Source organism: Psychrobacter sp. WY6 (genome assembly GCF_018448495.1).
GTDB lineage: Bacteria > Pseudomonadota > Gammaproteobacteria > Pseudomonadales > Moraxellaceae > Psychrobacter.
Map to the genome: position 1 here is coordinate 1,996,760 of NZ_CP049902.1, position 13,576 is coordinate 2,010,335.

Below are 13,576 nucleotides of genomic sequence, written 5' to 3' on the forward strand. Positions count from 1 at the left end.
CCGCACCCTACTATAAATCTCACTTCTTAAAATTAACAAGGAAGTCATTGAGAAAATTATTCCCGCACGACAATATTGAAGTAACACTTTGATTTAATAATATCCTGTCTTCGGGCAGGACTGACTGATAAAAAAGGACAATAGTGATGAATTATTATAAGGATGCTGATAGCACCGAAACCCAAGAGTGGCTGGAAGCGTTTGAATCTGTTATCAAACATGCAGACAAAGATCGTGCTCAGTTTCTGCTAAAAGCTTTATACAATATGGCAGTTCAAGAAGATCTGCCGTTCAATCGTCTCGATACCGCTTATATCAATACTATCGCCGTTGAAGATGAACCGATGTACCCTGGTGACCTAACCATTGAGCGCAAAATTCGTGCTTTGATTCGCTATAACGCATTGGCCATGGTCATGCGTGCAAACAAAAATGACGACGATTTGGGTGGTCACTTAGCGACTTTCGCTTCTAGTGCCACGCTGTATGAGACAGGTTTCAACCATTTTTTCCGTGCTGCCAGCGATCATTTCGGTGGTGACATGATTTATTATCAAGGTCACTCAGCACCCGGTATTTATGCACGTTCTTATTTAGAAGGTCGATTGACCGAAGATCAACTTGATAATTTCCGTCGTGAAGTCGGCGGTAAAGGTTTATCAAGCTATCCGCATCCGTACCTCATGCCAGATTATTGGCAATTCCCAACCGTATCGATGGGACTTGGTCCGATCATGTCGATTTATCATGCCCATGTACATCGCTATATGGAAAACCGCGGTTTGCTAGAAAAAAAGGTCGTAAGATTTGGACATTCTTGGGTGATGGTGAAACGGATGAGCCAGAAAGCTTAGGGGCTATTTCTCTCGCTGGTCGTGAAAAGTTGGACAACCTAATCTGGGTCGTCAACTGTAATTTACAGCGTCTTGATGGTCCAGTCCGTGGTAACGGTAAAATTATCCAAGAGCTAGAGTCTGTGTTCCGCGGTGCTGGCTGGCGGGTGATTAAAGTTATCTGGGGTGGTAAATGGGACAGCTTACTTGCCAATGATAAAACTGGCGTGCTCAAACATCGTATGGAAGAAGTGGTCGATGGTGAGTATCAGCTATACGAAGCCCGTACAGCTGAGTTCACTCGCAAAGAGTTCTTTGGTGAATATCCTGAGTTAGAAGAGATGGCCGATGCGCTATCTGATGAGGATATCTCGCGCTTGAATCGTGGTGGTCATGATCCAATGAAAGTGTATGCTGCATTCAGTGAAGCGATGAAAACCAAAGGTCAGCCAACCGTTATTTTAGTCAAAACTGTTAAAGGCTATGGCTTATCGGCTCAAACACAAGCGGTCAATAAATCACATCAGATTAAGAAACTCGATCAAGAAGCGTTGATGTATTTCCGTGATCGCTTTGATTTACCATTTACTGACGAGCAGTTAGAGACGCTACCATTCTATCGCCCTGAAGAAGGTTCAGCGGAGATGAAGTACCTTAAAGGTCGCCGCGAAGCGCTAGGTGGTCATTTGCCAAATCGCCGCAGTGGGCATATCCCATTGAATATTCCTGAACTGTCAATGTTTGATCGGGTACTAAAAGGCAGCAATGGTAAAGAGCAATCAACGACGATGGTGTTTGTGCGCTTATTGTCAGCCATGCTAAAAAACAAAGACATCCAAGATCGCGTCGTGCCTATTGTACCTGATGAAGCACGGACTTTCGGTCTAGAAGGTATGTTCCGCCAGTTGGGTATCTACTCTGCGGTTGGTCAAAAATATACGCCAGAAGACAGTGAAGCTTTGATGGGCTACAAAGAAGCCATCGACGGTCACATGTTAGAAGAAGGTATCAACGAAGCAGGCGCAATGAGTACGTGGATTGCGTTGGCAACCAGTTATTCTGTGAATGCGTTGCCGATGATTCCGATGTATATCTACTACTCAATGTTTGGTTTCCAACGTGTGGGTGATTTGGCTTGGGCGGCAGGTGATTGTCAAGCACAAGGTTTCTTACTGGGTGCAACAGCTGGTCGTACCACCTTGAACGGCGAAGGCTTGCAGCATCAAGATGGTCATTCGCAGATTCTATTCAACGTCGTTCCTAACTGTGTGACTTATGATCCTTGCTTCGGTTACGAGCTAGCAGTCGTCATGCACGACGGTCTACGCCGTATGTATGGTGAAGGCGAACGCGTTTATTATTACTTAACACTCATGAATGAAAACTATGAGCAACCTGAGATGCCAGAAGGCGCCGAGGAAGGTATCAAGCGCGGTATGTATTTGCTTGAAGACAATGGTTCAACCCAAGTGCAGCTATTAGGCTCTGGCGTTATTTTACGTGAAGTACAAAAAGCGGCGCAGATTCTAAAAGATGAGTTTAATATCACCTCCAACGTTTGGAGTGTGACCAGCTTTAACGAGTTGACTCGTGACGGCATGGTCTGTGATGACTACAACCGCTTGCATCCAATGGATGAAGAGCGGGTGCCTTGGGTGACTGAGCAGTTAGCGCCGCACGAAGGTATCGTCGTCGCTGCGACGGATTATATGCGCAATTATTCGGAGCAAATCCGTGCTTGGTTGCCAGATAATCGTCCTTATACGACTTTAGGGACTGATGGCTACGGCCGTTCTGATACTCGTGAAAATCTGCGTAGTTTCTTCAACGTTGATGCCGCACATATCGTGGTTGCCACGCTCAAACGCTTGGCCGATGAAGGTGAAGTTGAGATGCGTTTGGTAAAAGATGCGATTTCAAGCTTAGGCATCGATGTGGATCAGCCACCTGCATGGCAACAACAGCCTTATTATGATCATTCTCCTGATGCACCAGCACCTGGTAATGTCAATCCAAATCCTGTCCCTGAATTTGTCGCTGAAGATGATGATGAAATCAGTAATGAGGGTCGGGCTGAAGATCAAGCTGATGCGACTTTACTTAATAACGGTGATGTCAAAGAATAATATCATAAGACTAGGAGATAAATCATGGATATTAAAGCCCCCGATTTGGGTGTTGATAGCGCCGAAGTCAGCGAAATTATGGTAGAAGTGGGTGATGTCATCGCAAAAGATGACAACATCATTCTATTAGAATCTGACAAAGCCTCGGTTGAAGTACCAAGTTCCGCTGCTGGCACAGTCACCAAAATCAGCGTTGCTGTTGGTGATCAGGTCAGTGAAGGTATGGTACTGATTGAGCTTGAAAGTGAAGCAGACAATGCAGAAAGCAATGTAGACACTAAAGAAAATAGCGCTGCTGACGAGAAGCAAAAGGCAGATGAAACGGCTGCTAAACCAGAAACAAAACCTGAGCCTGCGGCAACTGAATCAGCCTCGTCTGACGCTAATGACAAGCCTGCGTCTAACGCTGGTAAATCGACCACTCATGCATTGCCAGATTTAGGTGTTGATGAAGCGCAAGTTTCTGAAATCATGGTCAGTGTTGGTGACATCGTGACTGCAGATCAATCAATCCTATTGATTGAATCTGACAAAGCATCGGTAGAAGTACCCGCACCAGTCGCTGGTAAGATTGAAAAAATCTTAGTTCAGACTGGTGATATGGTTGCTAATGGTCAAGACTTTATCGTTATCATGAGTAGTGGTGCAGATGCTGCTGATACAAGTGAGTCTACATCAGATAGCGCTGAGCAAAAGCATTCAGCACCAGCCAAAGTAGAAGAGAAAGCTGCTGCTAAAACAATGGGTGAGGCAAAACAGGCAGAAAAATCTACAACGCCTAATGCGGTCGCTAGTAAGCAAGCTGATAAGTTGACTGAAGCACAGGTCAATGAAAAGTTGGTTGACGTATATGCAGGTCCAGCCGTACGTAAGCTAGCGCGTCAGTTAGGTGTCGATATCACCCAAGTGAATGGTTCGGCGCTGAATGATCGCATTCTAAAAGAAGACTTGTTTGCACATGTTAAAGAAAGCTTAAGCACTCAAAAAGCGGCACCTGCCAGTGGCAATGTAGCCAGCGCTAGCCTGCCAAGCTTACCTGACATGAGCAACGTTGAGATTTGGGGTGAAACAACAACCCAAGACCTTAGCCGTCTACAAAAAGTATCGATACCGCAGCTCAACTATAATACCTTGTTGCCACAAGTGACCCAGTTTGATTTGTCTGATATCACTGAGACAGAAAAACTGCGTGGCGAGCTAAAAGGTAGCATGAAAGCTGAAGGTATCGGCTTCACGATTTTAGCGTTCGTGGTCAAAGCGACGGCCTATGCCTTAACGCAGCATCCACTTTTTAACAGTCATTTAAATGATGACAATACGCAAGTTATCTTGCGTAAAAGTGTCAATATGGGCATCGCGGTGGCAACGGATGATGGTCTCATCGTACCTGTTATCAAGAATGTACAGGATAAAGGCTTGAAGCAAATCGCCATTGAAATTGGTGAGCTTGCGGTAAAAGCGCGTGACAAAAAACTCACTACTAAAGATTTGCAAGGCGCAAGCTTTACCATATCAAGCCAAGGTAACTTGGGTGGTACTGCCTTTACGCCCATTAGTAAATTGGCCTCAAGTGGGTATTTTAGGTGGTCTGAGGCAAGCATGCAGCCACGTTGGGATGCTAAGAAGCAAAGCTTTGAGCCGCGTCTCATGTTGCCATTATCATTGTCTTACGATCACCGTGTGATTAATGGCGCAGATGCTGCCGTATTTACCCGTTATATCGCAACATTGCTGGCTGATCCGCGCCGTATTTTGCTGTAAGAATCGTTTGTACTAAAAGGATCTGAAAAAAGAAGACTGTCTTAGGATGGTCTTTTTTGTGCTTAAAATTTGTTGCTAATGGTCGCCAGATTTTTAGCGGTTAATGACTTTAGCACAATCGTTTTTATCTATAATCTTTTTATCTATAATCATTGCCGCTTAAACTTTAGATACAAAAAAGCCGGCGATTAAGCCAGCTTTTTTTATTCACATTACTTTATGTTATATTAGAAAGTCTTAACAAAAGCAACGCCATATACCCAAGGGCTGATGTCAACTTCACCAAGTTCAATGGTCTCACCATTAGCTTTTTTTACGCTGGCGTCTGTTTTGATGTCCATATAGCGAGCATCAATACGGAAGTATTCAGTTGGGGCAAAAGGTATGTCAAGACCGATGTGACCAGCAACGCCGACGCTATCATCAAGTTCTAATTTTTCGAAAGCATCGCTATAGATTTTTTCTTTAAAGAAAGTCGTATAGTTCACACCAACACCAACAAATGGCTTCACATTCATAGGCATGTTGTAGCCATCGAAGTGATACTGTACCGATAGAGTCGGTGGTAAATGCTGAGTTTTAGCATCGATAGTAGCATCGCCAGCAGTTAAGGTAATGTCATGATGGAATGGTGTAGCCGCTAGTAATTCAATACCAATGTTATTGGCAACGAAATATTCGCCGCTAATGGTTGGTTGAACATCACTGTCTACGTCGACACCAATAGTGCCATCTGCCAGAGTACCGTTATCGCTCTTTGGGTCAACCATGTGAGCGCCAGCAGCGACAGACCAAGTACCAGCTGGTACAGCAAATGCTGTGGTCATAGTAAGTGCAGCAGCAGTGGCTAAAACTAGGGATTGTAGTTTCATCATTTGATTCCTTAACGTGATAGAAGATTATCGGTGGCTATCTAACGAGGGATGACATTAGGTACCGATACACAATGTTATGATTATTGACTAACCTGTAACATTACAACGCCATTATAATACAAAACCATATTTACTGTAAGGTTTTAAATGCATGTTAATGGCTTTTATGGCATAAATTTACCGTAAAAGGTATATTTGTCGAGGTAATTAAAAATTACTTGGGACAGTTAGTGTTTGTGAGGCAGGACTTAGATTCTATCATACCGATGTTATACAGAGGCACGGCGCTAGAATTTGGTCGATAGTCAATGATGCTAAACTCTCGCTGATACTTTTAGCGTATTAAAATGTCAAAAACTTAGAGCCGGTAATGATAGTCTCATTACTTTTCGAATGAATAATGAGAGTGGGAAAAGAGGGGTAATATATTATGCTTGGCTATTGTAGTAATTCTCCTCTACGCTGCACAAACGCACGTTCTGTGACGATATTGGATCGCATGGACTCTTGCTGTCCTGAATGCAACTTATTTTTGCTGCCTGCTCAAGATATCAGTCAGCAATTACGCGCTGACGAACGATTTTTACGCTTCGCTATCATCGCCATTGTGCTGATGCTAATTTTGTTTGCCTACATGTATTATTTAAATTTAGTATAATCACCGATCATGATTCATACTAAATAAGCCAGTCCTATCACTAGTAATGCTTTAAGAGCACTACATCGTCAAGTAGTGATGGGTATGAAATACTGATGGTGACCGAGCATTAATGTCATATTCTGTGATGACTGCTTTATTATATTAATATAAGACCGGTGTTTCACCGCATAGGGACGGCATGCTATTCCAATCTATACGGCGCTTGCGTCTTTTCGTATACGATATTCTGCAAAATGATGAGCACGATACGCTGTTTAGCCGTTGCGTTGACTACTTTTTAATATTTCTAATCATGACCAATGTAGCAGCGGTCATTGCTGAGTCGGTTGACAGTTGGTATTACCCTTATCAGGAGTATTTTACTTGGTTTGAAAATTTCTCTATCGTGGTGTTTTCTATTGAGTATTTGCTGCGTTTGTGGAGTGTGGCCGAGGAAAAACCAGATGACACTACTTGGCGTCAGCGTTGGGAGTGGTTGAAAAGTCCTTCTGCGTTGATTGATTTAGTCGCCATTGCGCCAGCTTTCCTGAATTTCTTTGTTACGATTGATTTACGCTTCTTACGTATTTTACGTTTATTCCGCATTCTCAAACTGACACGCTATTTTGCTTCGTTACGCATCTTATTGGTGGTCATTAGTAAAGAAAAAGGCTCGTTCCAAGCGGTTATTTTTATTTTAATAATTATGATTGTGACGGCATCTAGTGGCATTTACTTGGTTGAAAACCACGCCCAGCCAGAAGAGTTTGAGTCGATACCTAAAGCGATGTGGTGGGCGGTGGTGACGCTAACGACGGTGGGCTATGGCGATGTCACGCCGATTACCAATGCGGGTAAAATATTGGGTGCGGTTATTACCATATTAGGTGTGGGTCTGGCGGCATTACCTGCAGGTATTTTAGCGACTGGTTTAGCAAATGAGCTTGCTCAGCGCCGTGAAGAGCTTGAACAAGACTTTCGAGCGCAGCTGATTGATAGCGATTTTGATTTGGTGAAAAATCAGATGATGATCGATAAAATTCGCCGTGAGCTGGGACTGGATAAAGAGCAGGCGCAAAATATCGTATTGCAGGTATTACGCGAACAAGAGCTTGAGCGCCGCGAAAGAGAAGTGGAAGAACGACAAAAGAACTTTTGCCCACATTGCGGTGAGCCACTGTAAGTCTTTTATAGTAATTATTTCAGGTTTCAAAAAATGGGTGTTTAACAAAAGGGTGCAATGTTATCAGAACGTTGCACCCTTTTATTAGCAATAAACGGATATTTTATGGTATTTAGATAGCTTGTGGAATGGGTAGCGCACGGGCCAATTCATGGGCGACTTGCTGCGCCGCCGTTGCTAAATCTTCGGCAGTAAGGGGTAAGTTTTGTAGTGTGAGATGCCAATCATCCACTTCTCGGCGTAAATGTGCCACCCACAGCGTCGTGCAATCACGTGGCAGTTGCTTTAGATTGACTTCAAAGCATCGATTGCCTTCATCATCGCTTAGATGAATCTCGCCTTTTTTGACTCTTGAAAACGGATGACCGTGGTAAGAGTTGGCTATCATAGCAATGTGGGTGATATGTGCTGGGATTTTATCTAAGTAAAGCCTGATTTGCTCTTGGTCAAGAGGTGCCAAATACATCGCTTGTTCGCCGCGATCTTTGCCATTGAGACTGTCGCCTTGATGTTTCACTGATTCCGCTTTATCGCGCAATTGTTTGAACCACACGATATCACTGATGGTGCAATTGTCGTCATATAGTACGCAAGCCAAATCAATATCAATAGCGCTCTGGTTTTTTTTAAAGCGCTTAAACATGCCTTTTGGCTCAATCTTGGTAAATTCATAGTTTAGCGCAAAAAATAAGGTTCCCGCGTCTAAGCCCAGTCCTCTTAAACTGTCTGACAGTAATGGCAATGAGGTAGTGGTCGGCATAACATTCCTTATCTACTTTCGTTCTTCATTTTTAAATAATGGTAATCGTCTGAATACGGTTAAATTTGAGCATCATTACTCGCAGTTGTTATTTATGATCAAAAAACTTATCCAATACGGCTTGATGTAACAATGCTGGTTTGGCATTCAATAAACCATTGCCAAAACCACGCAACCACCAAACCAGTTGTGAAGTTAGGTTGACAGTGGCTTGAATAGTCAGCGTGTCATCATCCAACGTAACAGTTTGGTCGTCACTGAGCTTGCTTTCAGTCAGGCTTTTGCCCGCTTGTTTGGTGAATTGTAGCTCAATAGCGGTGTTTTTGCCATGATTAGGCAGCTCACCGAATAAGGGGTGGCTAAAGCCCATACCACCCGCATCCAAATAATTATCGAGTTGGAAACTCTCAGGTGTTTGTGCGGCGCTTTCAAGAATGTCAACGCTAGCAAATCGATGTAGGGCAAAGGTACGAATGGTAAAGTTTGGATCATCAGTACGAGTTGCCAGCAGATAAATAATCACACCGCGCTGGATAATAGCGATGGGATTCAAAAGATATTCACTGGCCTGTGATTTATTGCTGCGTGTGTAGCAGGCTTTGATTTGTAATTGATAAAATAGCGCATGGTAAATATTGTCTTTGCTATCCAAGTCAATATGCGGCGCGATTAGTGGCTGAGTGGCAGGCTCAATACGCACTCTGTCGATCCATGAATGGGTGACTTTACTGTTTTTTAGCTGCCGCCTTGCCAAGTCAAACCACGGAAATAATTCATCTAAAATAACAGGTGGTAGTAGCTGAGTTAGATTGGCTTCAACCATATTAAAGGCGACTGCTTGCGATAGATTCATGTGCGGTAAGCTTTGGAGTGGCGCGTCATCACGCCAGCGCCAGCCTTGTGGGTTGGCGTTGTTTTTTTCTATAGGAAAGCGTTTTGCTAGCGCATTTAAGTCGCGTTGAACAGTGCGTAGGCTGATGTCAAAACCTGCCATCATCAGCTGCTCGTAGATATGGGTTGTGCCCACCCAGCGGTTGCGCTGTAGTTGCGATAGCACTTGCCACTGGCGCGCCGTCGTCGCCGCGCCATGGCGATTATCGTTGTTATCTCCTGAGACATGACTGTCCGCTGCCGCTACAGTATTAGCTTGCTCAACAGAGTTCGTTTGAGCATGAGAGTGGTCGGCGTCAGTAGAATGTACAGTCATTAAGCGATAACCTTTATGAAATTACGAGTTGGCTTTTGTATAGCTTAGCGGAGTATTAACCATTCATCATCGCAGAAAAGTATCGTAGCGTCTAGGGCATGTCTTCAATTAGCACACTGACTTATGGATTGGTTTTGATACAGCTAAATTTCACTATAAATCAGCTTATATGGCGTCAATGGGCGTTTTAGTGGCATTCTTATCGATACCTTGATTGATGCTTTGGTTGATACCTTGATCATCATTTATACTGACTTCGTTGTGCTCCGCCTTGTCTTTGTGTTTTTCCTTTTTTCTCTTGTCCCGTTTTTTTTGACGTTTTGCTTTCTGCTTTTTTATCTTTCTTTTTGGACTTTTTATCATCCATACCATCGTCATTGTTATCTTGATTTTCATCCCATAACATCAGACGACTTAAAACTTTGCCAAACAACGTGTCTTTACGATAGCGACCTTTCTTGTTCATGGTATCGATAGGCAAACCAGTCATCAGCGTCAATGCTTCGCTCAGTGTATAGACACCATAAATATGAAATTCGTTCGCTTTGACGGCAGCAATGATGTCGTCACGCAGCATGAGCTGTTTGACATTGGCCATTGGAATGACCACGCCTTGCTGCCCAGTCAATTCTTGCTCGCGGCATGCATCAAAGAATCCGGCGATTTTAGAGTTGATGCCACCAACCGCTTGCACTTCGCCCAATTGGTTCATAGAGCCAGTAATGGCAAATGATTGATCAATCGGGACGTTTGCTAAGGCAGATAGCAGCGCACAGCCTTCGCTGACGGTAGCACTATCGCCATCGATATGGGCGTAGCTTTGTTCAAAAGCGAGCGAGGCGCTAAAGTTGAGCGCATGATGTTGGCTGAATAATGCGCGCAAATAGCTGGTCATAATCAGCATGCCTTTGGCGTGTAAACTACCGCCCAAGTCTACATCACGCTCGATATCGAGAATCTCACCTGTACCGATATTTGGTTGAATGACGGCAGTCAAGCGGGCGGGCATGCCAAACTCGCTATCGGCATAGCTGACCACTGTCAGCGCATTGACTTGTCCGACAGCGCTGCCTTGAGTTTGAATAAGCTGCTGACCGTTTCTTAGCTCATCCCAATAGAGGTCACGCAGGTATCCTGAACGCTCGTCCATATCATCGATGGCTTGTGTGACATGATAGGCATTAACAATGTTTTTTCCGCTTAAATGCGCGTGGCGGTTAGACTCATGCAACAGCTTGATTAATAAATCACTGTGCAAGCTTAAGCGGTCTTGGTCTTCTGCTTGTAAGCTTAAATGCTCAAGTAGGGCAGCTTGCGCGCTACGATCAAACGGATAGAGATTGGCATAGTCAATGATATCAGCCATTTTCGCGACTAACGCCAATTCGTGCTCACTGCTGCGAGGCACGTCATCGTGAAAATCCGCACGTACTTTAAATACCGCATCAAACTCAGGCTCAAGCTCTAACAGCTCATAATATAAGTCTGCTTCACCAAGCAAAATCACTTTAACATCAAGGTCAATGGGGCAGGTGCTAACGATAAGCTGCCTGTTAAGGTCAGCATTTGTTCAAGGCTTGAGAGTTTGATTTTGCGTGATTGTAACGCCCGCTTGAGACCCTGCCAGGCATACGGATGCTCAAGTAAGTGACTCGCTTCTAATAGTAAATAACCACCATTAGCACGGTGTAGAGCACCCGCTCGAATCATACTGACATCAGTGGTGACCGTGCCCAATTGGGTGATTTGCTCGACATGACCTAACAAGTTCAAGTGCGTCGGTAAGTCCTCAAAGATGACGGGTGCACCGTCGTCCGGCATGTGACTGACAATGACGTTGACCGCATAGCGACTTGGGGTTGTGGCCAAAACTGCCGTTACAAACTCTTCGTCATCGCCATTGACGATGCGCTCGACATGCGTAACCATGTCGGCAAATACGGTCTTGAGATAGTCAATGACCAGTGGGTGACTGGCAAATTGCTCATAAACAGGGGCAAATAACGGTTGTAATGCACGACGTGCAATATTGCGATGCAGGGCTTCTATCGCATCATTGGCTTCGTCCTCTAACTGCTCTAACGCGATGGTCAACTGACTTAAGCGTTTTTGCATATGGTTTTTTTGGACAAAGTTATTTAGCTCAGCTTCGTATTCACTATTGCCGTATTCAGTATTGTTTTTATTCTGCTCTGCATTTATAGGATCGTTATACTCGGTGCTAAGAATGCTCGGTTCACTACTATTATCGCTCACGGATTTATTTTTGTTGCTAGCAGATGGTTTGTCATTACTACCACTAGTTTCTGTCGCGAGTTGACTGGGATGTACAAACACCGCTTTATTATCAAAGGAGCGAAACGTCAACGCCAAATCATATTGTTTGCCTTCTGCATTGAGCACATCAAGCCTGACTTTCTTTTTGATGCGTGTCATTTTTGATTGCTTCGATTTTGCTTTGATATTGATCACTACGAAAGCGTTGGCTCAATCGCTTTTTGGCTTGTTGCCATAAGTGAGTGACTTGCTGCTGCAATAAAGAGGCTTGCCCAGCAGGTAGTCGCAAGGCTAAAGGGGTACGTGGATCGGTAAAATTATGCACATATACCCAGTCGTCAGGTGTGGGTGCATCGGCGGCAATACGCGTTAGCAAGCGGCTGATGACGGTGCGTTTGCCCAAGCCATTTTCACCAGCAGCAAACACATGATAGCCACTGGCTTTGATATCCAAAGCTGTTTGTAAGGCTTTTAGTGCACGCTGCTGACCAAAGCCAACGTCTAGATCTGGTGCCGTGCGAGTATCCGAGGGCAATTCATCAGGATCGCTATAGCGTTTTAGTTGCTCAGCGGTGACAAGGCAGCGCTGCTTGATATCAATAAAGCATGGATGCGGTGCATTCGGTGTTGCTGATTTGGTGCTTTTTAATTCAATGATGGGTGTTGCCATATTATTAGCGTCTTTTTTATTAGCGTCTCTCGATAATTGAGAGGTAGGGATGTGTGGCTGTTTGGTCATAGGTATAAATTATATCGTTTGTGGAAAGTGGCGTGGTTATTAAGTGCTATTAAGTGTTATTAAGTTTACTAATGAGTGCTAATACTTGGTTTTTTCTAGTTAATTTGCATCGTTCATAAAAACATCTTACAAGATAAAACGGTGTTTTAAATAAATCATTAAAAGCAGTTTTGTATCATTAGCAGGCTCTGTCAAAACCGCCTATATAAGTAATCATTCATCATCCATTTAAGGCGATTAAAGAACAATAACGCCTCAATATAGGCTCAGATAGTATAAGATGTCTCACATTGGCGCAATCTGCAACTATTCAATGGGCAGACTGCATGATAAAATAGACGGTTCACATGTCAAAACTGGATAACTCGTTGTATGTCAGACTTTACTAAAACATCTTCATCCTCTGCTAACACGGGCAATATCCGTATTGATCCGACTGGCTTTGTAAAGCTTGGCGCACAGTTGCCAGCGCTGGCGAATACCTTGGCACAAGCGGTCAATGAGCTCAATTTACCCTTGAGTGAGACGCAGCAGCGCACATTATTATTGTACTTAGACCAGCTTTTGTTGTGGAATAAAGCGTATAATCTGACCGCCATCACTGATCCAGAAGAGGCATTGATCAAACATATAATTGATTGTTTGGCTATTATAACGCATTTACCGTCAGGGTCACTGTTAGATATTGGCACAGGAGCAGGGATGCCAGCGGTTATTATTGCGATTTGTCAGCCAGAGCGTCAATGCACCGCACTTGATAGTAATCAGAAAAAAATTCGTTTTATTAAGCAAATCAGCAGTGAGCTTGGCTTGAATAATATGCAGCCAATTGCTTCTCGTATCGAGGCGCATGACGCCAGCTATGACGTTGTGACTTCTAGAGCCTTTGCCAGTTTGATCGATTTTGTCGAAGTGGCTCAGCCGCGCTTAGCAGATAACGGTTACCTATGCGCGATGAAAGGCAAAGCGCCAGCGATGAAGAACTACAGCGCTGGACAATGACTGGCATATTAAGACGATTAAGCTTAAAGTGCCTCGTTTACATGATAGTCGTCATTTAATTGAATTGTCCTATAAAAATGTCTAAGCTATGAACACCTTTTAAGTGATACATGTCGGTATCACATGATTTTGTGGATATTTGAATGGACATATTCAAAATATAGTGATGCAAA

7 protein-coding genes and 3 pseudogenes are annotated in these 13,576 nt (G+C 43.9%); 4 read left to right on the forward strand and 6 right to left on the reverse strand.

Translation table 11 applies throughout. From position 1 onward, the window contains the following. Positions 1–146 precede the first annotated feature (146 nt). Together aceE and G7Y90_RS10010 are read left to right on the forward strand one after the other, a co-directional pair. Positions 147–2,959, forward strand: a pseudogene (gene aceE, locus G7Y90_RS10005) (pyruvate dehydrogenase (acetyl-transferring), homodimeric type). 24 nt (positions 2,960–2,983) lie between these two features. Beyond that, the gene (locus tag G7Y90_RS10010; protein WP_250162317.1) at positions 2,984–4,720 is read left to right on the forward strand and encodes a 2-oxo acid dehydrogenase subunit E2; all 1,737 of its coding nucleotides are present in this window, start codon (positions 2,984–2,986) and stop codon (positions 4,718–4,720) included. A gap of 227 nt (positions 4,721–4,947) precedes the next feature. On the opposite strand, the gene G7Y90_RS10015 is transcribed toward G7Y90_RS10010, so the two are convergent. Then, complete coding sequence (locus G7Y90_RS10015; RefSeq protein ID WP_250163967.1) at positions 4,948–5,592, reverse strand: OmpW/AlkL family protein; 645 nt, start codon at positions 5,590–5,592, stop codon at positions 4,948–4,950. An 842-nt stretch (positions 5,593–6,434) separates the two neighbouring features. Between G7Y90_RS10015 and G7Y90_RS10020 the strand changes: the two genes are divergently transcribed. After that, positions 6,435–7,418 (forward strand): ion transporter, encoded by a 984-nt coding sequence (locus G7Y90_RS10020; protein ID WP_087814355.1) that lies wholly within the window; start codon positions 6,435–6,437, stop codon positions 7,416–7,418. 112 nt (positions 7,419–7,530) lie between these two features. Here the strand turns inward: G7Y90_RS10020 and G7Y90_RS10025 are convergent, their stop codons facing one another. From G7Y90_RS10025 to G7Y90_RS19065, 5 genes and pseudogenes are all read right to left on the reverse strand, one after another. Then, positions 7,531–8,178, reverse strand: a complete 648-nt coding sequence (locus tag G7Y90_RS10025) for a TerD family protein (RefSeq protein WP_201559782.1) — start codon at positions 8,176–8,178, stop codon at positions 7,531–7,533. A gap of 88 nt (positions 8,179–8,266) precedes the next feature. After that, positions 8,267–9,385 (reverse strand): helix-turn-helix transcriptional regulator, encoded by a 1,119-nt coding sequence (locus G7Y90_RS10030; protein ID WP_201559783.1) that lies wholly within the window; start codon positions 9,383–9,385, stop codon positions 8,267–8,269. 241 nt (positions 9,386–9,626) lie between these two features. Continuing rightward, the gene (locus G7Y90_RS19055) at positions 9,627–10,751 is read right to left on the reverse strand and encodes a Lon-insertion domain-containing protein (RefSeq protein ID WP_502937430.1); all 1,125 of its coding nucleotides are present in this window, start codon (positions 10,749–10,751) and stop codon (positions 9,627–9,629) included. A 111-nt stretch (positions 10,752–10,862) separates the two neighbouring features. After that, positions 10,863–11,821 (reverse strand): annotated as a pseudogene (locus G7Y90_RS19060) (AAA family ATPase); the annotation flags it as partial. Then, positions 11,790–12,401 carry a Lon-like protease helical domain-containing protein gene (locus tag G7Y90_RS19065; RefSeq protein ID WP_502937348.1) on the reverse strand — a complete coding sequence of 204 codons (612 nt, stop codon included), beginning with the start codon at positions 12,399–12,401 and terminating at the stop codon, positions 11,790–11,792. The pseudogene G7Y90_RS19060 and the gene G7Y90_RS19065, both read right to left, overlap by 32 nt. Before the next feature lie 372 nt (positions 12,402–12,773). On the opposite strand from G7Y90_RS19065, the pseudogene rsmG reads away from it, so the two are divergent. Then, positions 12,774–13,488: pseudogene (gene rsmG, locus G7Y90_RS10040) on the forward strand (16S rRNA (guanine(527)-N(7))-methyltransferase RsmG). Positions 13,489–13,576 lie beyond the last annotated feature (88 nt).

What these genes read in the sequence shown, in the direction of transcription:
- G7Y90_RS19065 (WP_502937348.1), bottom strand. Translation starts at nt 12,401, where the DNA reads ATGACCAAACAGCCACACATCCCTACCTCTCAATTATCGAGAGACGCT.
- G7Y90_RS10030 (WP_201559783.1), bottom strand. Translation starts at nt 9,385, where the DNA reads ATGACTGTACATTCTACTGACGCCGACCACTCTCATGCTCAAACGAAC.
- G7Y90_RS10025 (WP_201559782.1), bottom strand. Translation starts at nt 8,178, where the DNA reads ATGCCGACCACTACCTCATTGCCATTACTGTCAGACAGTTTAAGAGGA.
- G7Y90_RS19055 (WP_502937430.1), bottom strand. Translation starts at nt 10,751, where the DNA reads ATGGCTGATATCATTGACTATGCCAATCTCTATCCGTTTGATCGTAGC.
- G7Y90_RS10020 (WP_087814355.1), top strand. Translation starts at nt 6,435, where the DNA reads ATGCTATTCCAATCTATACGGCGCTTGCGTCTTTTCGTATACGATATT.
- G7Y90_RS10010 (WP_250162317.1), top strand. Translation starts at nt 2,984, where the DNA reads ATGGATATTAAAGCCCCCGATTTGGGTGTTGATAGCGCCGAAGTCAGC.
- G7Y90_RS10015 (WP_250163967.1), bottom strand. Translation starts at nt 5,592, where the DNA reads ATGAAACTACAATCCCTAGTTTTAGCCACTGCTGCTGCACTTACTATG.